The organism is Streptomyces sp. NPDC059695 (assembly GCF_042733785.1).
Lineage (GTDB): Bacteria > Actinomycetota > Actinomycetes > Streptomycetales > Streptomycetaceae > Streptomyces.
This window is the reverse complement of record NZ_JBHWFF010000016.1, coordinates 75,471-101,426: the sequence shown is the minus strand read 5'-3', so window position 1 is coordinate 101,426 and position 25,956 is coordinate 75,471. Positions and strand designations below refer to the sequence as shown.

Below are 25,956 nucleotides of genomic sequence, written 5' to 3'. Positions count from 1 at the left end.
GCGGCACGGGCGGAGCCCCCGCCCGGATGTCCGGGCGGGGGCGCCGTCTCGTCTCACCCCACGGGGGCCGTGCGGGCGAGGGCGTCGCGCGCCGCCTCCTCGGCCAGGGCGCGGTCCTCCGGGACGAGGCCGATGCGGGTGCGGCGGTCGAGGAGGTCGGAGGTGTCGAGGGCGCCCTCGTGACGGACCGCCCAGACCAGTTCGGCGCCGGTGACGGTGTGGCCGGGGACGACGGGCTCGGCGAGCGCGGGATCCGCGAGGCCGAGCGCCTGGACGGCCGGTGCCTCGGAGCCGTAGCGCTGGACCAGACGGGTCGGGACGTCGAGCCCGGCGAGGGTCTGCGGCCGTGCGGCGCCGACGAGGGGCAGCGACGCGGTGCGGCACGGACCCGCGTCCAGGCCGCGGGCGGCCACGGCGGCGTCGACGGCGTCCTGGGCCATGCGGCGGTACGTGGTCAGCTTGCCGCCGACGACGGTGACGATCCCGTCGGCGGAGGTGAGCACGGCGTGCTTGCGGGAGATGTCGGCGGTGCGGCCCGCGGCGTCCTGGGTGTCGAGCAGGGGCCGCAGGCCGGCGAACGCCCCGACCACGTCGGACCGGTGGACGGTGACGTCGAGCGCGGAGCCGAGGACGTCGAGGAGGAAGCCGATGTCGGTCTCGGGGACCTCGGGCACATCGGGGACGTCGCCGTCGACGGGCTCGTCGGTGAGGCCGACGTACACGCGGCCGTCGCCCTGGGGCAGGACCAGGACGAAGCGGTTCGTCTCGCCGGGGATGGGGATGTGCAGACCGGCGGAGAGCGGACCGAGGGTCTCGGAGCGCAGCACGAGATGGGTGCCGCGGGAGGGCCGGAGGCGTACGTCGCCGACGAGGCCGCCCGCCCAGACGCCGGCCGCGTTGATGACGGTACGGGCGCGCAGGCGCAGCTCCTGACCGGTCGTCTCGTCACGGACGAGCGCTCCGTCGCCGTGGAGTTCCAGGGCGCGCGTGCGGGTGAGGATCCGGGCGCCGTGGGCGGCGGCGGTCCGGGCGATCGCCGTGACCAGGCGCGCGTCGTCGGTGAGCCGCCCGTCCCAGGAGAGGAGGCCGCCGCGCAGCCCGACGCGCCGGAGGGCCGGGGCGAGGTGGCGGGTCTCGACGGCGGACAGCGTGCGCGGCTGCGGCAGCGTCCCGCGCGAGGTGCGGGCGCCGACGCGGAGCAGGTCGCCCGCGAGGAACCCGGCGCGGGCGAGGGCGGCCTGGCCGCGGCTGACGAGCGGGGTGAGCGGCAGGACGAACGGCTGGGCGCGCACCAGGTGGGGGGCGGTGCGCTCCATGAGGATGCCGCGCTCGACGGCGCTCTCGTGGGCGACGTCGAGCTGCCCGGACGCGAGGTAGCGCAGTCCGCCGTGGATCAGCTTGGAGCTCCAGCGGGAGGTGCCGAAGGCGAGGTCGTGGGCGTCGATCGCGGCGACGGTGAGCCCACGGGTGGCCGCGTCGAGCGCGGCTCCGGCTCCGGTGATCCCGAGTCCGACGACCAGGACGTCGACGACGGCGTCGCCGTCGGCGAGCTGCTCCAGTTCGCGCCGGCGACGCTCGGCGTCGAGCGAGGATCCGGGGAGGGCGGTGCTGCTCGTGGGGTTCATGGGGTGAGGGTCCTCTCCAGCAGGGTGCGGAGCTCTCCGAGGAAGGCGGCTTCGCTCAGTTCGGGATCGGTCTCGTCGGCCATGGTGCGCAGCGAGAGCGTGAAGGACTGGACGACGAGCAGGAGGGACCGGGCCTGGAGGTCGGGGTGCACCCGGCGCACGGAACCGTCCTCGTGCCCTTCGTCCAGTGCGGTGACGAGCAGCCCGAGCAGGGCGTCCTGGCTGGCTCCCCGCCGGTCGAGCACGTACGGCAGGAGCAGTTCGGGGTCGACGTCGAGGATCTTCCGGAACAGCGGATGGGCCCGGAAGGCGGCGACTCCCGCCACCAGCCCCTCGACGATCCGCTCCCGTTCGGGGCGGTCGTCGTCGGAGGGCGGCATGGCGCCGGCGGCGGCGGCGATCCACTCACGGGTCATCAGGTCGCCGACGAGGGTGCGCACGTCGGGCCAGCGCCGGTACAGCGTCATCCGGGACACGCCGGCCCGCCGGGCGATGTCGGTGAGGGTGGTCCGCCGCACGCCGACGGCGAGTACGCAGTCGCGTGCGGCGTCGAGTACGGGATCTGCGTCCGCATGGTTGTGACGAATGGGCGTCATCTGTCACAGTGTAATGCCAGCGCAGGCCGAGTGGCAGCGCCGTTCGTGAAACAGACCGTGAGGAACCTCTCGAAGTGGACATGTTGTGGAGCGGCTGGGGCGACCCGGCCAAGGCGGCACCCCTGCCCGAATCGGTCACCGGCCTGCTGCGGGACCTGCTCGGCGTCACCCCGCGGGAGAACGGCCCGTCCGTCCTCACCGACATCGACGTACCCGCCCCGGCGCTGACCGGCGAGGCGGACCGTGCGCTGCGCGCCGCCGTCGCCGCACCCGACGGCCTCCGGGACGACGCCGAGAGCCGCATCCGGCACACCCGGGGCAAGTCGACCCCCGACCTCCTGCGCATCCGCGACGGCGAGGTCGACGACATCCCGGCCGCCGTCGTGCTCCCCGCAGGTCACGACGAGGTCCTCGCCGTCCTGCGGGCCTGCGCGGACCACGGCCTCTCCGCCGTCCCGTTCGGCGGCGGCACCTCCGTCGTCGGCGGCCTCGCGCCCACCACGAAGCGGCCGTTCGTCGCACTCGACCTCCGCCGCCTCGACCGGCTCCTCGCCGTCGACGAGGTGTCGCGCACCGCGACCCTGCAGCCCGGACTGCGCGGCCCGCAGTGCGAGGCACTGCTCAACGAGCGGGGCTGGACGCTCGGCCACTTCCCGCAGTCCTTCGAATGGGCCACCGTCGGCGGCTTCGCCGCGGCCCGCTCCAGCGGCCAGGCGTCGGCCGGTTACGGCCGCTTCGACGAGATGGTCCTCGGCCTGACGGTCGCCACCCCCGAAGGCACCCTGGAGACCGGCCGGGCCCCCCGCTCGGCGGCCGGCCCCGACCTGCGCCAGCTCGTCCTCGGCTCCGAGGGCGCCCTCGGCGTGATCACCTCGGTGACCGTGCGGATCCGCCCCCTGCCGCAGAAGCGGATCTACGAAGGCTGGCGCTTCGCCTCCTTCGAAGCCGGCACGGCCGCGCTGCGCCGCCTCGCCCAGGACGGACCGCGACCCACGGTGCTGCGCCTCTCGGACGAGTCCGAGACCTTCATCGGACTGGCGCAGCCGGATGCCATCGGCAGCTCCGAACTCCCCCAGAACCCCGGCTGCATGGCCATCGTCGGCTTCGAGGGCACCGAGGCCGAGACGGCCGCCCGCCGCGCCGCCGCGCGCGAGGTCCTCCTCGCCTGCGACGGCGAGTTCATCGGCGAGGAAGCCGGGGACAAATGGGAGCACGGACGCTACAACGCGCCCTACCTGCGTGACGCGCTGCTGGACGCCGGCGCCTTCGCCGAGACGCTGGAGACCGCGGCCTTCTGGTCCGCCGTTCCCGGCCTGTACGCGGCCGTGCGCGACGCGCTGACCCGGACCCTCACCGAGGCCGGCACCCCGCCGCTCGTCATGTGCCACATCTCGCACACGTACGAGAACGGCGCCTCGCTGTACTTCACCGTCGTCTCCGCACAGGGCGAGGACGCCGTCGCGCACTGGGCGCCGGCGAAGCGGGCGGCCAACGACGCGATCCTCGCGGCCGGCGGCACCATCAGCCACCACCACGGCGTGGGCACCGACCACCGCGACTGGTACGCCCGCGAGATCGGCCCCCTCGGCATCCGCATGCTGCAGGCCGTCAAGGCCGAGATCGACCCGTCGGACGTGCTGAGCCCCGGGATCCTGATCCCGGTCCGCTGAGCACCCCCCGAACGCCCCGAACACCCTCCTCCTCGAACCTCACCTTCTGCCGCCGGAGGCCAGATCCATGCGACAGTTCACCGCCGTCGTCAACCCCACCGCAGGGGGCTCCAGCGGCACGGCGAGCCTGCTCCCGCTGGCCCGGCTGCTGCGGGAGGCGGGCGCGGGGCTCGACACCGTCTACAGCCGCAGCCTGGAACACGCGCAGGACCTCGCCCGGGAGGCGGGAGCGAAGGGGCACGTCGTGCTCGCCGTCGGCGGCGACGGCATGGCCGGCACCGTCGGCGGCGCGCTCAGCGGCACGGACACGGTCTTCGGCCTGGTCCCCGCCGGCCGCGGCAACGACTTCGCGCGCGCCCTGGGGCTTCCCACCGACGCCCCGGGCCTCGCCGAGGTCCTGCTCGACGGCGAACCGCGCGCCGTGGACACCATCCTGGTGGAGTCCGCCCGGCACCGGGGGACCTGCGTCCTCGGCAGCGTGTACGCGGGTGTCGACGCGGTGGCCAACCGCCACGCCAACGCCTCCCGTCTGCTGCGCGGCGCCGCCTCCTACTACGCGGGCGGCCTCCGCGCCGTCGTCGCCTGGAAGCCCGCCGCGTACCGCATCACGATCGACGGGATCCGGCACGAGCGCACCGGCTACACCGTCGTCGCGGCCAACTCCGGCTTCTACGGGTTCGGAAGGAACATCGCACCGGGCGCCCGGGTCGACGACGGCCTCCTCGACGTCGTGGTCATCAAGGAGGCTCCCAAGCGTCTCTTCTTCGCCATGATGAACGAGCTGAAGACGGGCGTACACGTGAGCCGCCCTCAGATCGAGATCCTGCGGGGCAAGGAGGTCCGCATCGAGGCCGACCGGCCCCTGCCGTACGGCGCGGACGGCGAGGTCGACGCGACCCTGCCGGTGACGCTCAAGGCGATGCCCGCGGCGCTCCGCGTACTGGCCTGACCCCCGCGCGGCGTGCGCGACGCCGCACTCGGGATCAGACTGGACAGAGTGAGCAGTCGGACGGAACCGGGTCCACAGCCGCCCCCCGCGCAGACCGACGGGGGACGGCTCCCGAACCAGACAGTGGCACTCGCGGCGATGATGTTCGCGGTGGCGATGACCTTCATCGACCAGACGATCGTCTCCATCGCCGCCCCCGACATCGTGCGCGAACTGGGACTCTCCGGTTCGGGCATGCAGTGGGTGGTCAACGCCTACCTCCTCGCGCTCGCCGCGTTCTTCGCCCTCGGCGGGCGTCTCGCCGACCTGTACGGGCCACGGCGCGTCGTCGTCGTCGGGACCCTCGTCTTCGTCATCGCGTCGGTCCTCTGCGGCTGTGTCCCCTCCGGTGACTACGCCCAGCCCTGGCTCATCACCTTCCGGGCGGTGCAGGGGCTCGGCGCGGCGCTGCTCTTCCCCGCGGCGCTGGCCGTCGTCGTGGCGGTGTTCCCCGTCGAACGGCGGGGCAGGGCCCTCGCCCTGTTCTTCGGGATCTCCGGGGCGCTGACCGCCGTCGGGCCGCTGCTCGGCGGCTGGCTCACCGCCTCGTGGACCTGGCGCGCCGTCTTCTGGGTCAACGTCCCGGTCGCGATCGTCGCCCTGGTCCTCACCGCCCTGGCGCACATCGCGGACCGCCGGCGTCCCGGAACGCTCGACGTGCCCGGTGCGGCCCTCGTCGCCGTCGGCATGGGCCTGAGCGTCCTCGGCTTCCAGCAGGCGTGGTCCTGGGGATGGGGGAGCTGGGCGACCTGGCTGTGCGTCGTCGGCGGCCTCGCGATCCTGTACGTGTTCGTACGGTACGAGCGCGGCGTCCGCCACCCGCTGATCGACCTGCGGGTCTTCCGGGACAAGGCGTTCCGGGCGGACACGGCCGTGCTGTTCTTCGCCATGCTCGCGTTCGTGCCGGTGTTCTTCTTCTCCTCCGTGTACGCCCAGGTGTCCCTCAGCGCCTCGCCCAACCAGGCCGCGCTCTTCCTGCTGTACTTCTTCGTCGGATTCGCGCTCGCCTCCCAGTGGGGAGGCCGGATCCTCGACAAGCGGGGTGCGCGCCCCGCGCTGAAGGCCGGGACGATCGTGGGTGCGGTCGGCTTCGCCCTGTGGGCCAACGAACTGACGAACCTGTCCATGCACGACCAATGGCCGTACGCGGCCCTCGCCGGCGCGGGCATCGGGTTCATCCTGGCCCCGGCGTCGACGGACGCGGTCAACCGGGCCATCGGCGCCTCCTACGGCGAGGTCACCGGCATCACGCAGACCGTGCGCAACTACGCCGCGAGCATCGGCCTCGCGGTGTTCGGCACCCTGTTGTCCCGGGCCATGACCCAGAACGTGACGGAGACGCTCCGGGCGCGGGGCATCGCACCGGCGACCGCGGACCAGGTCGCCCGCGGCATCACCAACTCCGTCTCCGGCCACGGCGACGCCACCCCGCCGACCGGCACCGGCCAGGTCGCCGAAGCGACCCGCGACGCGATGTCGGCGATCCAGGTGGACTTCGCCCAGGCCAACCAGTGGGTCTTCTACGGCATGGCCATCGCCCTCGCCCTCGGCTTCCTGTGCGCCCTCCGCCACCCGGGCGACCGCGCCACCCCGAGGGACCAGGACACCCCGGCCCCGGCGGAGTGAGCGGCGGCCGCCACCGGGCGGCCCGTCGCGGGCGGACTTCCGGCCGATCGGCCGGGGACATCCGCATCCTCCCGTCCACGCCGTTGACCAGCGTCCCCTTTCACGAGGGAGACAGGGCCTTCTGCTCGCAGGCCGAGGAGAACCACCGGCGCACCCCAACGCCAAGGGCCGCGACATCCAGGCCGAGCAGGTGGCCGACGAGGTCGGGGCGATCCTCAACCGGTAGGCGGATCGCCCACCGGCGGGAACGGTGCCCCTCCCGCCGGCCCGCCCCGGCGTCGTGCTTCGGCCCCGGCCGCTCGTCCCCGGACGAATGGCCGGGGACGAGCCCGGTCGGTACCGTCCGGCGCCCGTCGCGCGCCGCCGTCAGATCCCCCCGGGGCGGACCAGTCCCGTCTCGTACGCGTGGACGGCGGCCTGCGTGCGGTCGCGGAGCGAGAGTTTGGAGAGGATCCGGCCCACGTACGTCTTCACGGTCTGCTCGGCGACCACCATCCGGCCGGCGATCTCGGCGTTGGACAGCCCCTGCGCGATGAGGGTGAGCACCTCGGTCTCGCGCTCCGTCAGGGTGCCCACCCGGCTCCGGAGCGGAGAGCGGGGCGTCGGGCTGAGCCGGGAGAACTCGGCGATGAGCCGCTTGGTCAGGTGGGGGGCGAGCAGCGCGTCACCACGTGCCACGACCCTGACGGCCTCGGCGAGTTCCTCGGCGGAGGCGTCCTTCAGCAGGAAGCCGGACGCGCCGGCGCGCAGCGCCTCGTACACGTACTCGTCCAGGTCGAACGTCGTGAGGACGAGGACCTTCACGGTGGCGTCGGCGGACGCGGTGAGGACACGGGTGGCTTCGATGCCACCGGTGCCGGGCATGCGGATGTCCATCAGGACGACGTCGGGGGCGAGTTCGGCGGTCCTGGCGACGGCGTCGGCCCCGTCGACGGCCTGGCCGACCACCCGGATGCCGGGCTCGGCGTCGAGGAGGACGGTGAATCCCTGTCTGACCATCACCTGGTCGTCGGCGATGAGCACCCGGATGTCCCGGCCGGACTCGCCGCCGTCGCTGCCGTGGGTCATGAACCGTCCTTCGTGTGCGCGGGGTCGTGGAGCGGGGCGGGCAGGGTGGCGGTCACGTCCCAGCCGCCGTCCGGGGTGGGCCCGGCCGCGAGTTCCCCGCCCAGCATCGCGGTCCGCTCGCGCATCCCGAGCAGCCCGTGGCCGGGCTCCCGGCCCCCTGCCGGGCGGAGGGAGCCGACCGGACGGGTGGCGGCGGTGTTGGTGATCCGCACGGTCAGTCCGTCGGCATGGTAGTGCGTCGCCACGGCGGCCCGGCCGCCGGGCGCGTGCCGCATGGCGTTGCTCAGGGCCTCCTGGACGATGCGGTACGCGGAGAGTTCGGTCCCCGGGGAGAGCGGCCGGGGTGCCCCGACGGTCTCGGCGGTGACGTCGAGGCCGGTCGCCCGGACGTTGGCGAGGAGTTCACCGAGCCGGTCGAGGGTGGGCTGCGGGGCGTGCCGTACGCCCGCCGCCGCATCGCCCGCCGCCCCGTCGCCGCGCAGGACGCCGAGGACGCGGCGCAGTTCGGTGAGGGCGTCGACCGCGTTCCGGCGGATGCCGGCCAGGTTCTCGCGGAGCTCGGGGGAGGGGTTCTCGACCAGGTGCGGGGCGACCTGGGCCTGGATCGAGATGACGGACATGTGGTGGGCGACGACGTCGTGCAGCTCGCGGGCGATCCGGCCGCGCTCCTCCAGCAGCGCGCGCCGGGCCCGTTCCTCGGCGGTCAGTTCCTCCTGCTCGACGAGCCGGGTGCGCGACACCCGGCTCGCGCGGAGCGAGGCCCCGACGACGGTGGCGGTGGCGAAGGCGGTGGTGCCCGCCCAGAGCGTGGGCGCGTGCGGAACGCCGCCGGGGCTGAGCGCCCCGAGTCCGGTGAGCAGCGTGATGCCGAGGGCCGTCGCCGAGGCGACGGGACGGACGCGGAGGGAGAGCAGCAGCAGCACGAGGGTGTGCAGGACGATGGCTCCGGCGTTCCAGGGCCAGTCTGCGCCGAGGACGGAGGAGGTGACGTTCACGGACACCATGAGCGCGGCCGTGGAGAGCCACCAGCCGGGGGTGGGCCGGGTGAGGGCCAGGAGGGGGGCGGCGCACTGGGCGACGACGAGCGCGGTGACGCCGCCGGGGGTGGGGTCCGTGAACCGCGCGTGGAGGTTCAGGGTCCACACGCCCGACATCACGGTGAGCAGGAGGAGATGGGCGTGCGGCAGCCAGCTGAGCCACCGGTTGCGCGGCAGCGGGTCGCGGCGTCCGGTCCACAGATCCGCCCGCAGGATGCCGGGCACCGCGCGCAGCGCGGCCTCCCACCGTGTGGCGTCCTTCACCGTGTTCCCCCTGGCGTGTACCCGGTCGTCGTCGTGATGGTCGTGCGGCGCGGCGTCGTGCCGCCGGTCCGCGGCCCGAAGATCATCGTGTCGCCCCAGCCTAGGCACGTCGTGCCTCCGTCCGGACGTCGGGCCGTGTCCCGTCCGGCCGGACCCCGCGCGCCGGGCGGCGCGTGGTCCGCTCGTACACGTGGAAGGCGCTCCCGCAGATCACCAGGGCACCCACGAAGAGGGCCGACCACCCGAGCCGGGCGAGGACCCACGCGTACCCGTCCGGGACGGTGTGGAGTCCGGTCACCGGCCCGCGACCGAGGAGCCCCGCGGTGAGGAGTCCGCCGGCGGTGACGGCGATCATCGCGGTCTGGTGCCAGAGGAAGACGGTCATGGCGCACAGGTTCAGCACCGCGACGGCCGCCCAGGCGGCGGGTCGGCGCAGCACCCGGCGGAGCGGACCGAGGAGCAGCAGGGCGCCGCCCGCCTGGGCGAGGCCGAAGGTGACCGCGGCGAGGGTGGGCGGGTTGAGGTTGGAGACGGGGGCGCCGGGCACGCCGACCATGGAGCCGGGGTAGCCGGCGAAGGCCACGAGGAGCCCGGTGGCGGTGGCCCCGCCGAGCAGCAGCGCCCAGGCGGTCCCGCGTGGCACGGGGCCTCGGCGGGCGAGCAGGGCGCCCAGACAGTACGGGACGAGCCAGCCCGCGGGCAGGTTGAGCCAGCCGAGCGCGTCGGGCCCGTCGAAGCCGAAGCGGACCAGGTCGACATGGGCGACGACGGCGAGCGGCCACAGGGGGTGGATCCGGGCGACGAGCGGGGTGGCGGCGGTGAGCGCGGCGAGCACCAGGAGGAACCACAGCGGGGAGAGCACCAGTCTGCCCAGGGTGTGCAGGGTCTGCCAGGGCACCCCGCAGGCGAGCATGACGACCGTCGCCAGGGTCCAGACGGCGAGCAGCGGGACCACCGGCCGGTACAGCCGCCGCATCCGGGCGGAGATCCAGCGCACGTGGCTCTCTCCGCGGGCGCGAGCGGCGGTGTGACCGCGCGCGGCGACGTACCCGCCGACGAGGAAGAAGACGGCGAGAGTCTGGAACACCCAGGACACCGGCGTGAGTTCGGGAAGGTGGACGAGCGGGCTGTCGGCGCGGAGAGCACCACTGTCGGTGACCAGGGCGGTGACGAGCCAGTGCCCGAGGACCACGCCCAGGATGGCGAGCCCGCGAAGGGCGTCGAGGGCACGGTCCCGCCCGGGCGGTGTGCCGGCCTCGACCCGCGCGACGAAGGCATGGAGGGGAGCGGCCGGGGAGACGCGCTCGGGGGTACGTGAGAGGGCACGGAGCCCGCGGGGCTCAGGCACGGCCGGGCTCCCGTCCGTCGGCGATCCGCGCGGTGTTCGCCAGGGGCACGGAACCCGGGACGAGGTAGTCGCTGTGGCCGCCGTCCCCGGCGTCGAAGGCGCGGGCGCCGAAGGCGGGGTCCAAGGGGTCCTCGCCGAAGCCGAGTTCGAAGCCGAGTGCGGAGCCGGGGAGCAGCGGGAGGCGGACGTGCGGGACGTCTCCGATCCAGTCGGCGGTACCGCGTCCGGCCCAGACGGCCGCCCGGGTGTGCAGGTCGGCCACGGTGTCGGAGCCGGTGCCGGGGCTGCCGTGGAGGACGAGAGCGTCGACCGGGAGGCCCGAGGACGCGCGGGCGCAGACCACGGAGCCGTAGGAGTGGCACACCAGGGTGATCCGGGCTCCGGGCTTCGCCGCGCGCAGCTCGCCCACGAAGGCGCGGAGGGCGGGCGCCGCACGCTCGGCGCGGCCGGGGGTGAGGGAGGCCGTGCTGCCGGTGGCGGGGGTGCGGTAGCCGAGCCAGGCGACGACGGCGGCCCGGGCGCCGAGTGCGCTCCGGAGCTCGTGGTGCAGGGCGACGGCGCCCGCGCGGAAGCGCCCGTAGCGGTCGAGATCGGTATCGGCCCCGGGCACGAGCACCGCGATCCGGTCGGCCCGGGCGAGGTCGCCGACGACCTCGGCGCCGCGCCCGCCGTCCCGCCCGTCGAAGGCGAGGAACTGCCGCCCGTCCGCGGCCATGGCGCGCAGCGCGGCGGCCCGTCGGTGCGCCCCGTACTCCTCCGCGCTCCGCTCCGCCGCCCGCACCGCCTGCCGTCCGGCCGCGTACCGCGCGGCGAGCTCGGCGGGCGTCGCCGCGGCCAGGGGCACCGCCGGAGCCGGTGCGGGCGCAGGCACGTCCACGGGCCGCGCGGCCCCCGCGACCGGGACCGCCACGGCGGCGGTGACGAGCGCGGCGAGCAGCGTGCGGCGAAGTCGTCCGCGAGAGGGTGCGCGGCGGGGACCACGCGGGAGGCGCGCCATGGGAGTTCCTTCCGTACGGGGGTTCGATCCGGTACCGAAGCTAGGCAGCCCGGCCTGTGGTCGGCGTCCCGCCATGGAGCCAAATCCATGGGTAGCTCTCAGGTATGACGGGTAGTCCGCTCGCGCCGACGACCGCCGGGGTCGGTGGCCGCGGCGCTGTGGCCGCACCCGGACACGGGCCTGCCCGGCTCCCGCGAGCCGACGAGTGCCAGGGCGAGCTCCACGCCTCTCCCCGACCCGGCACGGGCGCCCCGGCTGGCCGGGGTGAGTCGGCGGCGCGTAGCGTCGCGATCATGGAGACACGCATCGGAGCCCTCACCGACCAGGCCCCCGCGGACCCGGCGGCCACCGATGACATGCTGGCGACGCAGCCGGTCGGCTACTGGACCGGCCTGACCCATGCGGCCGTCACCCGGCATCTGCGGGACGCCCTGGCCAAGGTCGACGTCACGCAGCCGCAGTACTGGGTGCTCAACCGCGTGAACGCCGGTCCCACGCCGCCGAGTCGCGAGGAGACCGTCGCGCAGCTGACGCACCTCGCCGACGGGCCGCACGACATCGCCCGCGTCATCGACCAGCTGCTCCACCGCGCATGGCTGCGCATCGACGACGGGCAGCGCCTGCACCTCACGGAGGCCGGGGAGGCCGCCAGGGCGCGAGTCCGCGACCTGGTGACCGAGGTGCGTGCCGTGGTCCACCGGGGCATCAGCGACGAGGAGTACGTGGCCGCGCTCAAGGTGCTGCGCACGATGGTGGCCAACGTCGAGGGCGACGGGGCCTCCGGCCGTCCCGCCTAGGCTGTTCCCTTCGGGTCTCGCGCGGCTTGCCATACTTGCCGAGTGGAGATGCAGGCCGAGGAGGCGGCGCGGCGTTGGCTGGCTGATCAGGGCGTCAGCCAGGTGCGCGACGGGTGGGTGAGCGACAGGAATCCGGAGGCGTTGCTCACCGCCAACCAAGTGGCGCACTCCTGGGCCGGTGATGTGTTCGCCGACGACCTGCGTGCAGCCGACCAGGTGCGGTTGGCCTTCGGGCTGCTGGACCTCCTCGACGAGTACTGGGTCACGTGCGAGATCCGGTTCGCGAACGAGAGCGCGGAGGGTCCCCTGCCGGCCGACGTGCTGTGGGACGGCTACCGTCAGCGGCTGGAGGCGGACCGGGAATCCGAGGCCGTCACCTACTCGCTGTGGGTGGACTGGTTCGAGGACCACGCCACTTCCGCGACGGCCTTCGCCGAGGTCCTCGGCAACGACATCGACCGGGTGGCGGCCGAGCGATCGGAAGCCCTGCTCCGCCGAGCCCGTCGGGTTCTGGAGTGTTCGGGACCGGTGCGCTGGACGGTGAAGGAGCCGACGTACCGCACCGCCATGCGGCTCCCTGACCTGCACTCGGCCGTCTTCCGCGGCCTCCTGGCGAGCTTCCACGACGTCTACGGCGACCTGGAGCCGGCTGACGCACTGGCCCTCCTCGACCGGCTGGATCTTCCCACGAACACCCAGCACCTCGCCGAACTGCGCCACGTACTCGCCGCGGGGCACAAGAACCGCTACCGCAGCCCTGGTGCCTGGGACGATGCGGTGCGCTCCTGCTCCTGAGTCATGGGCCTGGCATACCGAAGAACGATTCCGGCGAGGTGGAGTCCGGCCAGGCAGATCGTCGCGGTCTTCTCGTAGCGGGTGGCGATGCCCCGGCAGGGCCGGCGCTCGGCCAAGGAACATCCCGTCGGCGGGGACGGGCAGTCGGGCGGGGGCGCCGTCGGCGGAATCGACTTGGCCCGTGCCCGCCCGGGCGATCATGATGGGGGCATGGCTGACCGACGATCCTCAGCGGCACTCCCCGTGGTGCGGCTCCCCGCGTACACGAAGACGGACCAGGAGGAGATACTCGGCGAGAGCGACGACCCCTTCGGTGTCGCCTCGGCGGGGCTGACCTGGCTGCCGAAGGACGAGCACTTCGGCATCAGGCACGAGGGCCGCCTCGTGGCACACGCCGGCCTGCTGCGACTGCCCGTCGCGATCGGCGCGACCAGGACCGAGGTGATGGGCGTCGGCGGAGTGGCCGTCGCGCCCGGCATGCAGGGGCGGGGCCTGGCCCGGCTCGTCGTCGCCGCCGCCCTGGCGCACGCCCGCGGCATGGGACCTCGGCACGCCCTCCTCTTCTGCCGCCCTCCCCTCGTGCCGCTGTACCAGCGCCTCGGCTGGCACCTGCTCGAAGAGGACGTCCTCGTCGAACAGCCCGAAGGCCGCCTGGTGCCCATGCCGCTGCGGACCATGACGACGCCCCTGCATGACGGTGCCCGTCCGGTCTCGGAAGCGGTACGGCTGTTCTCGCTGCCGATGTGACGGGCCCCTCCTCGGGCCTCTCGGTGACGCGTGGGCTTCTCCTGGTGGCACGTCAGCTCTCCTTCGGTGTGCGGGACTTCGACGCGAGCGCGCTCGCCGGCCCCGCGTCCGGAGGTCCCGTACGGGTAAGGTGATCTTGCTGGCAGGGCGCGGTCGGCTATGGGGGATGCGGTGGGGGAGCGGCTTGACTTCGGAATTCTCGGCCCACTCGTGGTCGGCGTCGCGGGGCGGACGCTGCCGCCCGGCGGGGCACGGCAGCGGACGGTGCTGGCCCTCCTCCTGCTGAGCCCGGGGCGCATCGTGCCGCTCGACGTGCTGGTCCACGAGGTGTGGGGCGACCAGCCGCCGGCGACCGCGCGCACCCAGATCGCCATCGTCGTCGCGGCCCTGCGCAAGGCCTTCAGGAGCGAGGGCGCGGCGGACGAGGTCATCGTCACCGCGCATCCCGGCTACCTGCTGCGGGCCGCGGACCACCGGCTCGACAGCACCGTCTTCACCGAGCTCGTCGCCGACGCGGAGCACGCGACCCGTGAGCGGCGCCCCGCCGATGCCGCCCGCCGCTACACCGAGGCGCTCGCACTCTGGCGGGGAGCCGCGCTGGCCGGTGTGTCCGGGCGGCGCGTGGAGGACGAGGCCGCCCGCTGGGAGGAGCTCCGCCTCCACGCGCAGGAGGCACTCACCGGGGTACGACTGGAGCTCGGCCACCATCGCGAGCTGCTGCCCGAACTGGCCTCGTCCGTACGGCAACACCCGCTGCGGGAGCGCGCCCGGCACCAGCTCGTCCTCGCACAGTACCGGTGCGGACGCCGAGCCGAGGCGCTGGAGACCTTCAGGGAGGGGCGGCGCCGGTTCGTCGACGAACTCGGCATGGAACCGGGACGGGAACTCCAGGACCTGCACGACGCCATCCTGCGGGACGACCCGGCATTGACGGCCGGGGCGACGCATCCGGCCGCGCATGTGGCGTCGGGTGCCCCGCACGTGGGGGCATACGCGGCGAGGGCCGTGGAAGGAGGCGTGGCCACGGGCGCGGCGACGCCCCCGGTGGCACCGGAAGTCTCGGCATCACCCGTGTCACCCGCTTCACCCGTATCAGCCGCGCCGTCCGCCTCCCGCCCCGCCGTCCCCTCCGAACTGCCCGCCGACGTACCCGGATTCGCGGGTCGCGAGAAGGAACTCGCCTCCCTCGACGCCCTGGTGGACGCCACCGACGACGACCGGAACGCGCCCTCGGTCGGGTTGATCACGGGCGTCGCGGGCGTGGGCAAGACCGGTCTCGCCGTCCGCTGGGCGCACCGCTCCACCCAGCACTACCCGGACGGCAGGCTCTTCGCCGACCTGCGGGGATACGACGAGCACCACGCCCCGACCGCCGCCGGGGAGATCCTGAGCCGCTTCCTGCGCTCCCTCGGAATGGCCAGTGAGGACGTCCCCGACGGCCTGGAGGACCGGATCGCGCTCTACCGCAGCGTGCTCGCCGACCGACGGGTGCTGCTCGTGCTCGACAACGTCCGGACACCGGAGCAGATACGGCCGCTCCTGGCCGGCGGTGGCGGCTGCACCGTCCTGGTCACCAGCCGCGAGCAGCTGGAACAGCTCGTGACCTGGCCGCCCTCCGCACGGATCCACCTCGGCCTGCTGCCCGAGGACCGCTCCCTGGAGCTGCTCGGCGGCATCGTCGGCGAGGACCGGATCCTCGGCGCGCCCGCCGAGTCGGCCCGCCTGGTCGAGCTGTGCGACCGGCTGCCGCTCGCCCTGCGCATCGCCGCGGCCCGGCTGGCCTCGAAACCGCACTGGACCGTACGGCACCTCGTCGCCCGGCTCGGCGACGAGCGCCGCCGCCTCGACGAGCTCAGCCAGGGCGAGCTGCGGGTCCGGGCCGGTTTCGCGGTCAGCTACCGCTACCTGGATCCGGACGCGGCCCGCCTCTACCGCCTGCTCGGGCTGCTCGCCGTACCGGACTTCACCACGTGGGTCGCGGCCGCGCTCCTGGACTCCGGCGAGATCGAGGCGGAGCGGCTCGTCGAGCACCTGGTGGACGCCCAGTTCCTGGGGGTCGCCGGAGTCGACGCCACCGGGCGGCTGCGGTACCGCTTCCACGACCTGATGCGCCTGTACGCGGGGGAGCTCGCCCGCGCGGAGGAGTCCGAGGCGGACCGATCGGCCGCCTGCGACCGGGTCTTCAGGGCCTACCTGACCATCGCCGAGATCGCCTACCGGCGCGAGCACGGCGGTGACGGCGGCAACCTGCGCGGCGACGTGCGGCGCAGGGACATCGCCCCCGCTCTGGTGGAGGAGCTGCTGCCGGATCCGATGGAGTGGTTCGAGGCGGAGCGGCTCTGCCTCGGCGCGGTCGTGGAGCAGTCGGTGCGCAGCGGTGCGCACGATCTGGCCTGGGACCTCGTCATGTCGATGCGGGTGTTCTTCGAGTCCCGCAACTACCTCGACGACTGGCGGACGAGCAGCGAGCACGCGCTCGCCGCGGCGCGTACCGCGGGCAACCTCAGAGGACAGGCCGCGATGCACTCCCAGCTGGGAGTGATCGGCCTGCGGCAGCGCGACGTACCCGCGGCGCTCACCAGCCACGAGACCGCCTTCGCCCTCTTCACCCAGGCGGGAGACCCGCACGGCCGGGCGCTGGTGCTGAACGACCTCGGCCTCATCGACCGGATCCGGGGGGAGTACGAGCAGGGGGAGAGGCGGCTGCGCGAGGCGCTGGAACTGTGCCGTCAGGTGGGGGACCACTCCATCGCGATCTACTCGCTGCACAGCCTCGCCCAGTACGCCCTCGACGGAGGACGGCTGTCGGAGGCACTGGACCTGAGTCGCGAGGCCGTCGAGGTCGCCGGGACCCTCGACGTCGTCGGGCGCAGCATGGCCCTGGCGACGTACAGACTCGCCGGCACCTATCTCGCCCTGGGGCGGCTCGACGAAGCCGAGGAGGCGTACGGCACGGTCGTCCGGCTCGTCGAGGAGAAGGCCGACCTGATCGGTCTCGCGTACGCGTTGATGGGGCTCGCGGAGACCCGGCTCGCGGCCGGGGCGGGCGAGGCCGCCGAGCGGACGTACCTGGAGGCGCTGGACTTCGCCAGGCGCCGGCAGACCACGCTGCTCGAAGGCCAGATCCGCCTCGGCCTCGGCCGGCTGCATCACGCGTACGCCCGTCCGGAGGAGAGCCGCGTGCAACTGGTCGCCGCACTGGCCGTGTTCCGCGCGATCGGCTCCCCGCCGTGGGAGGAGAAGGCGGCCGACGCGCTGGCCCTGGTGGGCGGCGAGGACAGCGCATGACCGGGCGGTGTACGGCCCGGCAGCGGACCGTGAGGGCCCGGCCGTCGCGGATATCGAGCCGATAGCCACCCCGTTGCACGGACCGATAACCGGTCGATAAGGCCGTTCCCTAACGTCGTCGCAGACGAGAGACCCCCGCGCGCCCCGGCAGCTCCGACAGCTCCGGCGACCTCGCGAGCTCCGACGGTTCCGCGAGCTTCAGAGCTCCGGGGGTTCCACTCGTCCCGACCCTTCTGGAGCCCTCGATGCCGCACACCACCCGCGCGCCCCGCCCGGGAACACACCCGCGAACACGCCCGGTAACACACCCCACCCCCGGAACCCCCTGATGCGGTTCCGGCACCGTGACGGCACCGCCGTCCATCTCGGCCACCTCACCGACGTACGGGAGGCCGGCAGCCTGGACGAGATCGTCGGCGGGCTCGCCGCGCACGCCGAGCCGGTCCGCCGGGCCGCCTCCGTGCCCGTCGTCGGCCTGGGTCTGCGGCTGCCGGCGGACACGGCGGCGGCCCTCGCGGCCGACCCGGGCGCGGTCGCGCGGCTTCGCCGGGAGCTCACCGCCCGAGGCCTGGAGACGGTGACCCTCGACGGCTCGCGCCACCGGACCTTCCACGCCCCCGTGGTCAGGCGGGCGGTGTACTACCCGGACTGGTCCGAACCGGCCCGTCTCGCCCACACCCTCGACCTCGCCCGGATCCTGGCCCGGCTGCTGCCGGACGACGCCGAGCGCGGCTCGGTGTCGACGCTCCCGCTGGCCTGGCGTACCGCCTGGTCACGGACCCGGATGGCTGCGGCGATGCGGCAGCTGGACGCGCTCGCGGCGGGACTGCGGCGGATCGCGGCGGAGACCGGCCGGACCGTCCGCGTCGCGGTCGAGCCCGAGCCGGGCTGCGTCGCCGCGACCACCGGGCAGGCCCTGGAGCTGCTCAAGGACGTCGACCACGACTGGATCGGCCTCTGCCTGGACGCCTGCCACCTCGCCGTCGCCCACGAGGACCCGGGAAGCGCCGTCGCCCGGCTGCGACGGTCCGGGCTCCCGGTGGTGAAGGTCCAGGCGTCCAACGCCCTGCAGGCCGAGGACCCGACGGATCCGCGGGTCCGGGAGGCGCTGGCCGGCTTCGCGGAGCCGCGGTTCCTGCACCAGACCACGGAGGCCGCTTCCCCCGGCGGCGGCGCCCCCGGCGACCGCCCCCCGTCGCTCGGCTCCGACGACCTGGCCACGGCGCTCGCCGGCGCCCTGCCCGGCCGGACACCGTGGCGGATCCACCACCACGTACCGCTGCACGACGAGCCCGCTCCGCCCCTGTCCTCCACCCGGACCGTGCTGACGGACACCTTGCGCGCCCTGTTCGCGGGAGACCGCGCCCTCACCGACCACGTCGAGGTCGAGACCGCCACCTGGTCCGCGCTGCCCGCGCACCACCGGCCGACCTGCGAGGACTCCCTCGCCGGGGCGGTCGCCGCCGAACTGGCGTGGACCGCGGGCGAACTGACCGGCCTCGGCCTGACCCCCGACGGCGGACGGCGGACGACACCCGCCGCACCGCCCTCACCCACCCCCACGGAAAGGATCAGTCACCCATGAGCACCGCACCGCGCACCACAGGCCTCGCACTGCGTCTGGACGGCGTCGTGAAGGAGTACGGGACGGCGGGCCGCGCCGTCCGCGCACTGGACGGCGTCTCGATCGGCATCGAACGCGGTTCGTTCACCGCCGTGATGGGCCCGTCCGGCTCCGGCAAGTCGACCTTCCTGCACTGCGCCGCCGGCCTCGACAGACCATCCGGCGGCTCCGCCTTCATAGGCGACACCGAGCTGGGCGGACTCGACGAGACCCGGCTGACCGAACTGCGGCGCAAGCGCGTCGGCTTCGTCTTCCAGGCCTTCAACCTCATCCCGTCCCTGTCCGTACGGCAGAACGTCGAGCTGCCCCTCCGCCTCGCCGGCGAGCGACTCGATCCCGCCTGGCTCGACGAGATCCTCACCCGCGTGGGCCTGGCCGGACGGGCCTCCCACCGCCCCGCCGAGCTCTCCGGGGGCCAGCAGCAGCGCGTCGCGATCGCCCGGGCCCTGATCACCCGCCCCGACGTCGTGTTCGGCGACGAACCCACCGGCGCTCTCGACACGATGACCGCCAAGGAGATCCTCGCGCTGCTCAGGTCCTGCGTGGACGACACCGGCCAGACCGTGGTCATGGTCACCCACGACCCCGTCGCCGCCTCGTACGCCGACACCGTCCTCTTCCTCGCCGACGGGCGGATCGTCGACCACATGCAGGCCCCCACCGCCGACCGCGTCGCCGAGCGCATGACGCACCTGGGAGCGTGGGCCTGATGCTGCGGTACGCCCTCCAGACCCTGAGCGCCCGCAAGGGCGGATTCACGGGCGCCTTCCTCGCGCTCTTCTGCGCGGCGGCCCTTGTCACGGCCTGCGGAGTCCTCCTGGAGACCGGGCTGCGCGGGACGATCGGCACCGAGCGCCACGCCGGGACCCCGGTGGTCGTCGCCGCCGACCAGAACGTGCACGAGGTCACCGTCGAGCACAAGGGGGACAAGACCAAGACGAAGGAGAAGGCCAAACCGCTCGGCGAGCGCGTCCGGCTGCCCGCCCGCACCGTGACCACGCTGGCCGCGGTGCCCGGCGTCCGGGCCGCGCTGCCGGAGATCACCTTCCCCGCCTCCGCGGTCTCGCCCGAGGGCCGGATCGTCCCCGGCGTCGACGCCAAGCCCTCGTACGGCCACTCCTGGACCTCGGCCCCCCTCACCCCCTTCACCCTGATCCGGGGCGCCGCCCCGGCCCGCCCCGACGAGGTCGTCATCGACCGGGAGCTCGCCGGACGCACCGGCCTGGCCCCCGGCGACCGGCTCACCGTCCAGTCGACGCAGGCCCCGCGGACCTACCGCGTGACCGGCGTCGCGGCACCGTCCGGCGGTGATCTGCGGCAGCAGACCTCGCTGTTCTTCTCGGACGCGGAGGCCGAGCGGCTGTACGGGCACGAGGGCGAGGTCTCCACGGTCGGCGTGCTGCCGGAGCCCGGAGTGGCCACCGCCGAGCTCGCCGCGCGGGTCGGGCGGGCCCTCGAAGGCTCGCGCGCCCGGGTGGTGACCGGCGGCGACCGCGGCCCGGTCGAGTTCCTGGACGCCGCCAACGCCCGGATCAAACTCGTCTCCATGGGAGGAGCCATCGGCGGCACCTCGCTGCTCGTCGCGATCCTCGTCGTCGTGGGCACCTTCGCCCTCACCATCCAGCAGCGTCACCGTGAGCTGGCCCTGCTGCGCGCCGTCGCCGCGACCCCCCGCCAGGTCCGGCGCCTCATCGGACGCGAGGCACTGATCGTCGGACTCCTGGCCGGTGTGCTCGGCTCGCTCGCGGGCCTGCCGCTCGCCTCCTGGCTGCACGGCCGATTCGTCGTCCTGAAGGCGATCCCGGAGACCCTGGACCTCACGTACAGCGTCTTCCCGGTCTTCGCCGCCCTCGGAGCCGCCCTCCTCGGCGCCTGGTCGGCCGCGCGCGTCTCGGCCCGCCGCACCTCCCGCATCCGCCCCGCCGAAGCGCTCTCCGAGGCGGCCATGGAGCACCGCCCCGCTTCCGCGGGCCGGATCGCGGCCGGAGTGGCGGCCCTGGTCGCCGGGACGGTCCTGCTGGCCGTTCTGTCCACCCTGCGCAGCGAGCCCGCGGCGACGCCCGTCACCTTCCTGTCGGTCGTCGTGCTGGCGGTGGCCGTCTCGCTGCTGGGCCCGCTGATCGCCCGCGCCGCCCTGGCCGTCCTCGGCGCCCCGCTCCGGACCTCCCGGGTGGCCGGTCACCTGGCCGCCGCCAACGCCCGCGCCAACACCGGACGCCTGGCCGCGGCGATCACCCCGCTGACCCTGCTGATCGGCATGGCCTGCACGGTCCTCTTCGTCCAGACCACCATGGGCGCGGCGGCCACCGCGCAGGCCCGGACGGGCAGCAAGGCGGACTGGGTCGTGGCCTCGGCCGGTCCGGGCGTGCCCGCCCGGGCCGCCGACACCCTCCGCCGGCTCCCCGGCGTGTCGGCGGTGACCGAGGTCGTCCGCACGTCCGTACGCGTCGGCCTGGTGAAGTACGCGACCCAGGGCGTCTCCACGGACGGTCTGACCCGCACCTGGGACCCGGGCGTCACCGCCGGCAGCCTGGACGGCTTCGGGGCCCGAAGCGTCGCGATGAGCGAGCTCGCCGCCGACGACCTCGGGAAGAAGCCGGGCGACACCCTGAAGCTGACCCTCGGCGACGGCACGGAGACCGAACTCACCGTCGCGGCCGTCTACGAACGCGGCCTGGGCTTCGGCGATCTGACGATGTCCCACGAGCTGGTGTCCCGGCACGTCGACAATCCGCTGGCCTCCAGCCTGCTGGTGAAGACGGAGGCGAACGACCGTCCCGGCCGGGCCGCATTGCAGAAGGCGCTCGGCGCCCTGCCGGGCGTGGCCGTCCTGGACCGCGACGAGGTCGAGGACCTGCGGGCCGAGGTGCAGCAGTCCAACGCCGAGGTGAACTACGTGGCGATGGGCCTGATCATCGCCTTCACCGCCATCGCGGCGGTCAACACCCTGGCCGTCTCGGTCGCCGACCGCGCGCGGGAGTTCGCCCTCCTGCGGCTCGTCGGCACGACGCGCCGCCAGGTGAGGCGCATGCTCCGGATCGAAGCCGCCCTGGTGACACTGATCGCCACCGCACTGGGCACCGGCATCGCGTACGCGGTCCTCACCGCCTTCAGCCTCGGCATGACGGGCTCGGCCGCACCGTCGATGGACCCCTGGACCTACCTGGGCGTCGTCGCCTTCGCCGCCGCGCTCGCCTTCCTCGCGACGCTGCTCCCCGGCCGCCTCGCGCTGGCGGGCCGCCCGGCGGACGTCATCGGCTCGCGGCAGTAGCGGGACGGGCGGAGGGAGGAGCTGTTCGTGGACGGGTCCGGATGCGATCATGATCCTTTGCAGGAGACCGAGTTGGGGGAACAGGTCATGGAGTTCGTGCTGGCGTTGGACGCCGCCGAGGCGACGCTGGAGACGGCGGGCGGCAAGGGAGCGGCCCTCTCCGAGCTCGCGCGCGCCGGGCTGCCGGTACCGGGCGGTTTCCATGTGACGACCGCCGCGTACCAGGAGTTCATCACCGCGACAGGCGTGGCCGACCGCATCCGCGCGGAGCTCGCCGCCCCGTCCGGACCGGATGACGAGAAGGGCACGGGCCCGGGCGCCCGAGGGGCCCGCATCCGGGCGCTCTTCGAGGAGGGTCCGCTGCCCGCAGCCCTGGAGCGGGCCCTCTCGAAGGCCTACGCGGAGCTCGGCGACGGCGCGCGCACGGTCGCCGTGCGGTCGTCGGCCACGGCGGAGGACCTGCCCGACCTGTCCTTCGCCGGCCAGCAGGACACGTATCTGAACATCAGCGGCGAGAGCGCCCTGCTGGCGGCCGTGCGGCGGTGCTGGGCATCGCTGTGGACCGACCGCGCCCTCGCGTACCGCGCGAGGGCGGGCATCGCGCACGAGGACGTCTCGCTCGCCGTGGTCGTGCAGGAGCTGGTCGCCGCGGACGCGGCCGGAGTGATGTTCACCGTCGACCCGCTCGGCGGCCGCGCCGACCGGCTCGTCGTCAACGCCGCCTGGGGGCTGGGCGAAGCCGTCGTCAGCGGACTGGTCACCCCGGACACCCTGGTCGTCGACCGGGCCGGGCCGACCGTCGTGGAGGAACGCATCGCCGTGAAGGAGGTGATGACCGTTCCGACCGCCGACGGCACCGCGGAGCGGCCGGTCCCCGCCGCCCTGCGCGAAGCCCCGGTCCTCACCCCCGCGGAGGCCGCCGAACTCGCCCGGCTCGGACTCGCGATCGAGGAGCTGTACGGCGAGCCGCGCGACGTCGAGTGGGCCCGGGAGGCGGGCGCGTTCCGCATCCTCCAGGCACGGCCCGTCACCACGGTCGCCGCGCCCCGCCCCGAGGTGTGGAACGACAGCACCGGCACGGACTCCCTCTGGACGAGCGCCAACCTCGGCGAGGCCGTCCCGGACGTGATGACGCCCGCGACCTGGTCGTTCGTCAAGGCGTTCATGGGCGACGTCATGGTGGGGGCCGTCCTGGAAGGACGCCCGATGTACGGGAACATCGGCGGCCGCTTCTACATGAACCTCAGCGTCACGGCGACCCTCGCCGCGGCGTTCGGACAGGGCCGCAAGTTCGCCCGGGCCAACGAGCTCGTCTTCGGGCGCCTGCCCGACGGCATGACGATCCCGCTGCTGCCCGCGTCCAGGCCGCGGGTCTGGCGGGAGACGATCGGCGAGGCCTTCGCGGTGATGAGCCGCATCCGCGCGAACGGGAAGCAGCTGCCGGCGTTCCTGGAGGAGGCCCCCGCACACTGCGAGGAACTCCGCGCCCGTGTCGCCGCCGCGGCGACCGCCGGAGACCTGTCGGCCCTGTGGGAGTCGGAGGTGGCACCGTACTTCCGCCGCTGCTGCCACATGCTCCAGGCCGCCACCCGTCAGGGCGGTGACTCCCTCGTCAAGGTACGCGGCACCCTGGAGTCCCTGGTGGGAGAGGCGGACGCCGACCTGATGACCACCGGCCTCGGCGACGAGGGCCGGCTGGCCAGCATGGGACCGCTGCTCGGCCTGGAGCGGCTCGCCCGCGGCGAGACCGACCGCGACACCTACACCCGTTCGTACGGCCATCGCGGGCCGCACGAGTTCGAGGTGTCCCTCCCGCGGCCCGCCGAGGACCCGGGGTGGATCGACCGGCAGCTCGCCGCGCTCGGCACGGTCGAGGAGGACGCGGCCCTGCGGCTCGCGCGGCAGACCACGGCGCGCGCGGAGGCCTGGGAGCGTCTGGCCGCCGCGCACCCGCGGCGGGTGGCGGGCCTGCGCGCGGCGGTGGACACCTGGGCGGCGGCGGCGCGCCTGCGGGAGGCCGCGCGCACCGAGGTCGCCCGCGTCTTCTGGCTGCTCCGGACGTTCGTCCTGCGGGCCGGTGAGGTCAGCGGGGCGGGGGAGGAGCTGTTCTTCCTGTCCCGCGAGGAGATCCTCGGCGTGCTCGACGGCGACCGGACCCCGCTCGCCGCGGTGCCGGCCCGCCGCGCCGCGTACGAGGGCTATCGCGCGCTTCCCACCTACCCGACCCTGATCCGGGGCGCGTTCGACCCGCAGACCTGGGCCGCCGACCCGGACCGGCGGGCCGACCTGTTCGACGCGCACGACACGACACCCGCCACCGACACCGTCGCGGGCTCGCCCGCGTCCGGAGGGGTGGTGGAGGGGATCGCCCGGGTCGTCGCCACCGTGGAGGAGGGGGAGGTCATCCGGCCGGGCGAGATCCTGGTGACCACGGTGACGAACATCGGGTGGACGCCGCTGTTCACGCGGATCTCGGCGATCGTGACGGACGTCGGCGCGAACCTCTCGCACGCCTCGATCGTCGCGCGGGAGCTCGGCATCCCGGCGGTGGTCGGATGCGGCAACGCGACGACCCGGATCCGGACCGGGGACAGGATCCGGGTGGACGGCGGCCGCGGGACGGTGGACGTCCTGGAAGCGACGTCCGCGGCCCCGGAAACCGCCTGACCCCTCGGCCGACGGGCCCTCGCCCCGGCCCGCGCCGGGCCACAGGCCCATGCCTCGGTACACCGATGCCCCGACCCCGCCACCCCACCTACGATCGGACGAACAGACCGGTGCCCCAGCACGCCCAGGCCATGCGCCGTCACTTCCACGAGGCCGCCGCACGGCGCGGCTTCTCGGTCGCCCCGGCGCAGGAGGCCGCCGTCGAACGGCTGGCCGTCCTGGCGGGCGAGCTCGCCCGGCCGGCCTGGACCTTCCCCAGGCCACCGCGCGACCTGTACGTCTGGGGCCCGGTGGGCCGGGGCAAGTCCTGGCTCGTGGACACCTTCTACGAAGGGCTGCCGACGGACCGCAAGCGCCGTCTGCACTTCCACGACTTCTTCCGGAGACTGCACGACGGGGTGACCCGGCCGGGCGCCCGCCACGACGGGCAGAGCGCCGTCGACCGTGCTCTCGACGAGCTCGTCGGAGACAGCCGGATCCTGGTCTTCGACGAGTTCCACGCGCACGACGCCGGCGACGCGATGCTGATCGCACGCCTCTTCCGTACGCTGCTCGACCGCCGCGTCACCCTGGTCACCACCTCCAACTACCCCCCTGCCGGGCTGATGCCCGACCCGCTGTACCACCACCTGTTCGAGCCGACCATCCAGCTCATAGAGCAGCGGATGGACGTCCTGGACGTCTCGGGCCCGGAGGACTTCCGCCGCACGGCGGCGTCCCGGCCGCAGGACGGCCGGCGCCGGTTCGCGACGGGCCTGTGCCTGCCCCCGGGGGACACCGCCCTGGAGGCGCTGGGCCTCACCGCCCCGGCACCCGCTGAGGCCACCACCGTCCCCGCCCACCTCAGGGAACTTCCGGCCCGCGCGGTACGCGGCGGCCTGGTGTGGCTCGCCTTCGAGGCGCTGTGCGAGACCGCGACGGCCGTGCCCGACTACCTCGCCCTCGCCGAACGGTTCGACACACTGGTCCTGGACGGCGTCCCGCCGCTGGCCGAGGCCTCCGCGGACGGGCGGCAGCGGTTCGCGAACCTCGTCGACGTCGCCTGCGACCGTGACATCAGGCTGGTCCTCGTCGGCTCCGACCCCCTGGCCGGCCTCTCCGCCGACGAGACCCTCACCCGCGACCTGGACCGCACCGCCAGCCGTCTCGCGATGCTCGGCCGTCCGAGCTGAATCCGACCGCCGGTCCGCCGCCCGGTTCCCGAGGGGATCCGCAGCCGCTTCGTCGTCGCGGCGGCGGGCGGCATCCTCGTCCTGCTCGGGCTCTGCCCGATGCGGGCCTCGCTCGTCGCGCTGATTCCCCGGCCCGTCCTGGGCGGCGTGGGCATCACGCTGTTCGGCACCATCGCGGCGAGCGGCGTGCAGACCCTCTCCAGGGCCTCCCTGGAGCACGGCGACAACGTCCTCGTCGTCGCCGTCTCGCTCGGCGCCGGCATCACCCGGGCGACCGCGGAAGGGGCCGGGGGCGGGACGGCGTCAGGACGTCCGGACCGTGGGGCCCTCGACGACGAGGTCGCTGTCGAGGGAGGCTCCGCGGTCACGTCAGGTC

Annotated in this window: 18 protein-coding genes and 1 pseudogene; 13 read left to right on the top strand and 6 right to left on the bottom strand. The window is 74.3% G+C overall.

Features of this window, described 5'->3' with window-relative positions; all coding sequences use genetic code 11:
* Positions 1-53: 53 nt before the first annotated feature.
* Both ACFV2S_RS21185 and ACFV2S_RS21180 read right to left on the bottom strand, forming a co-directional pair.
* Complete coding sequence (locus ACFV2S_RS21185; RefSeq protein ID WP_385561196.1) at positions 54-1,625, bottom strand: glycerol-3-phosphate dehydrogenase/oxidase; 1,572 nt, start codon at positions 1,623-1,625, stop codon at positions 54-56.
* Entirely contained in the window at positions 1,622-2,221 is a 600-nt protein-coding gene (locus tag ACFV2S_RS21180; protein ID WP_385561193.1) for a TetR/AcrR family transcriptional regulator, read from the bottom strand. Before ACFV2S_RS21180 ends, ACFV2S_RS21185 begins: the two co-directional genes overlap by 4 nt.
* A 74-nt stretch (positions 2,222-2,295) precedes the next feature.
* Between ACFV2S_RS21180 and ACFV2S_RS21175 the strand changes: the two genes are divergently transcribed.
* From ACFV2S_RS21175 to ACFV2S_RS21165, 3 genes are all read left to right on the top strand, one after another.
* Positions 2,296-3,891 (top strand): FAD-binding oxidoreductase, encoded by a 1,596-nt coding sequence (locus tag ACFV2S_RS21175; RefSeq protein ID WP_385561190.1) that lies wholly within the window; start codon positions 2,296-2,298, stop codon positions 3,889-3,891.
* 67 nt (positions 3,892-3,958) lie between these two features.
* Positions 3,959-4,840: a diacylglycerol/lipid kinase family protein gene (locus tag ACFV2S_RS21170; RefSeq protein WP_385561188.1), complete on the top strand. Its 882-nt coding sequence runs from the start codon at positions 3,959-3,961 to the stop codon at positions 4,838-4,840.
* Positions 4,841-4,978: 138 nt separating this feature from the next.
* Positions 4,979-6,505, top strand: a complete 1,527-nt coding sequence (locus ACFV2S_RS21165; protein ID WP_385561406.1) for an MFS transporter — start codon at positions 4,979-4,981, stop codon at positions 6,503-6,505.
* Positions 6,506-6,871: 366 nt separating this feature from the next.
* Here ACFV2S_RS21165 and ACFV2S_RS21160 read toward each other — a convergent pair whose 3' ends face one another.
* The 4 genes from ACFV2S_RS21160 to ACFV2S_RS21145 form a co-directional block, all read right to left on the bottom strand.
* Positions 6,872-7,573, bottom strand: a complete 702-nt coding sequence (locus ACFV2S_RS21160) for a response regulator (protein WP_385561185.1) — start codon at positions 7,571-7,573, stop codon at positions 6,872-6,874.
* Positions 7,570-8,874 carry a sensor histidine kinase gene (locus tag ACFV2S_RS21155; RefSeq protein WP_385561181.1) on the bottom strand — a complete coding sequence of 435 codons (1,305 nt, stop codon included), beginning with the start codon at positions 8,872-8,874 and terminating at the stop codon, positions 7,570-7,572. The genes ACFV2S_RS21160 and ACFV2S_RS21155 overlap by 4 nt, the downstream gene beginning before the upstream one ends.
* A 100-nt stretch (positions 8,875-8,974) precedes the next feature.
* Positions 8,975-10,222: an acyltransferase gene (locus tag ACFV2S_RS21150; protein ID WP_385561178.1), complete on the bottom strand. Its 1,248-nt coding sequence runs from the start codon at positions 10,220-10,222 to the stop codon at positions 8,975-8,977.
* On the bottom strand, positions 10,215-11,219 hold the full coding sequence (locus ACFV2S_RS21145; RefSeq protein WP_385561175.1) for an alpha/beta hydrolase: 1,005 nt from the start codon (positions 11,217-11,219) through the stop codon (positions 10,215-10,217). Before ACFV2S_RS21145 ends, ACFV2S_RS21150 begins: the two co-directional genes overlap by 8 nt.
* 293 nt (positions 11,220-11,512) lie before the next feature.
* On the opposite strand from ACFV2S_RS21145, the gene ACFV2S_RS21140 reads away from it, so the two are divergent.
* From ACFV2S_RS21140 to ACFV2S_RS21095, 10 genes and pseudogenes are all read left to right on the top strand, one after another.
* On the top strand, positions 11,513-12,016 hold the full coding sequence (locus ACFV2S_RS21140) for a MarR family winged helix-turn-helix transcriptional regulator (RefSeq protein ID WP_385561172.1): 504 nt from the start codon (positions 11,513-11,515) through the stop codon (positions 12,014-12,016).
* Between the two features lie 48 nt (positions 12,017-12,064).
* Positions 12,065-12,811, top strand: a complete 747-nt coding sequence (locus ACFV2S_RS21135) for a hypothetical protein (protein WP_385561403.1) — start codon at positions 12,065-12,067, stop codon at positions 12,809-12,811.
* A gap of 210 nt (positions 12,812-13,021) precedes the next feature.
* Positions 13,022-13,558, top strand: coding sequence for a GNAT family N-acetyltransferase (locus ACFV2S_RS21130; RefSeq protein WP_385561169.1), 537 nt, complete (start codon positions 13,022-13,024; stop codon positions 13,556-13,558).
* Between the two features lie 171 nt (positions 13,559-13,729).
* The gene (locus tag ACFV2S_RS21125) at positions 13,730-16,846 is read left to right on the top strand and encodes a BTAD domain-containing putative transcriptional regulator (RefSeq protein WP_385561166.1); all 3,117 of its coding nucleotides are present in this window, start codon (positions 13,730-13,732) and stop codon (positions 16,844-16,846) included.
* Between the two features lie 328 nt (positions 16,847-17,174).
* The gene (gene eboE, locus ACFV2S_RS21120) at positions 17,175-18,431 is read left to right on the top strand and encodes a metabolite traffic protein EboE (RefSeq protein ID WP_385561163.1); all 1,257 of its coding nucleotides are present in this window, start codon (positions 17,175-17,177) and stop codon (positions 18,429-18,431) included.
* Complete coding sequence (locus ACFV2S_RS21115; protein ID WP_385561159.1) at positions 18,428-19,180, top strand: ABC transporter ATP-binding protein; 753 nt, start codon at positions 18,428-18,430, stop codon at positions 19,178-19,180. The genes eboE and ACFV2S_RS21115 overlap by 4 nt, the downstream gene beginning before the upstream one ends.
* The gene (locus ACFV2S_RS21110; protein ID WP_385561156.1) at positions 19,180-21,741 is read left to right on the top strand and encodes an FtsX-like permease family protein; all 2,562 of its coding nucleotides are present in this window, start codon (positions 19,180-19,182) and stop codon (positions 21,739-21,741) included. Before ACFV2S_RS21115 ends, ACFV2S_RS21110 begins: the two co-directional genes overlap by 1 nt.
* Before the next feature lie 87 nt (positions 21,742-21,828).
* Positions 21,829-24,408: a PEP/pyruvate-binding domain-containing protein gene (locus ACFV2S_RS21105; RefSeq protein WP_385561153.1), complete on the top strand. Its 2,580-nt coding sequence runs from the start codon at positions 21,829-21,831 to the stop codon at positions 24,406-24,408.
* A gap of 110 nt (positions 24,409-24,518) precedes the next feature.
* Positions 24,519-25,580: a cell division protein ZapE gene (gene zapE / locus ACFV2S_RS21100; RefSeq protein WP_385561150.1), complete on the top strand. Its 1,062-nt coding sequence runs from the start codon at positions 24,519-24,521 to the stop codon at positions 25,578-25,580.
* A 36-nt stretch (positions 25,581-25,616) separates the two neighbouring features.
* Positions 25,617-25,859, top strand: a pseudogene (locus tag ACFV2S_RS21095) (solute carrier family 23 protein); the annotation flags it as partial.
* Positions 25,860-25,956: the final 97 nt, after the last annotated feature.

What these genes read in the sequence shown, in the direction of transcription:
- eboE (WP_385561163.1), top strand. Translation starts at nt 17,175, where the DNA reads ATGCGGTTCCGGCACCGTGACGGCACCGCCGTCCATCTCGGCCACCTC.
- ACFV2S_RS21140 (WP_385561172.1), top strand. Translation starts at nt 11,513, where the DNA reads ATGGAGACACGCATCGGAGCCCTCACCGACCAGGCCCCCGCGGACCCG.
- ACFV2S_RS21110 (WP_385561156.1), top strand. Translation starts at nt 19,180, where the DNA reads ATGCTGCGGTACGCCCTCCAGACCCTGAGCGCCCGCAAGGGCGGATTC.
- ACFV2S_RS21180 (WP_385561193.1), bottom strand. Translation starts at nt 2,221, where the DNA reads ATGACGCCCATTCGTCACAACCATGCGGACGCAGATCCCGTACTCGAC.
- ACFV2S_RS21115 (WP_385561159.1), top strand. Translation starts at nt 18,428, where the DNA reads ATGAGCACCGCACCGCGCACCACAGGCCTCGCACTGCGTCTGGACGGC.
- ACFV2S_RS21165 (WP_385561406.1), top strand. Translation starts at nt 4,979, where the DNA reads ATGATGTTCGCGGTGGCGATGACCTTCATCGACCAGACGATCGTCTCC.
- ACFV2S_RS21160 (WP_385561185.1), bottom strand. Translation starts at nt 7,573, where the DNA reads ATGACCCACGGCAGCGACGGCGGCGAGTCCGGCCGGGACATCCGGGTG.
- ACFV2S_RS21130 (WP_385561169.1), top strand. Translation starts at nt 13,022, where the DNA reads ATGGCTGACCGACGATCCTCAGCGGCACTCCCCGTGGTGCGGCTCCCC.
- ACFV2S_RS21170 (WP_385561188.1), top strand. Translation starts at nt 3,959, where the DNA reads ATGCGACAGTTCACCGCCGTCGTCAACCCCACCGCAGGGGGCTCCAGC.
- ACFV2S_RS21185 (WP_385561196.1), bottom strand. Translation starts at nt 1,625, where the DNA reads ATGAACCCCACGAGCAGCACCGCCCTCCCCGGATCCTCGCTCGACGCC.
- ACFV2S_RS21105 (WP_385561153.1), top strand. Translation starts at nt 21,829, where the DNA reads ATGGAGTTCGTGCTGGCGTTGGACGCCGCCGAGGCGACGCTGGAGACG.
- ACFV2S_RS21145 (WP_385561175.1), bottom strand. Translation starts at nt 11,219, where the DNA reads ATGGCGCGCCTCCCGCGTGGTCCCCGCCGCGCACCCTCTCGCGGACGA.
- ACFV2S_RS21135 (WP_385561403.1), top strand. Translation starts at nt 12,065, where the DNA reads ATGCAGGCCGAGGAGGCGGCGCGGCGTTGGCTGGCTGATCAGGGCGTC.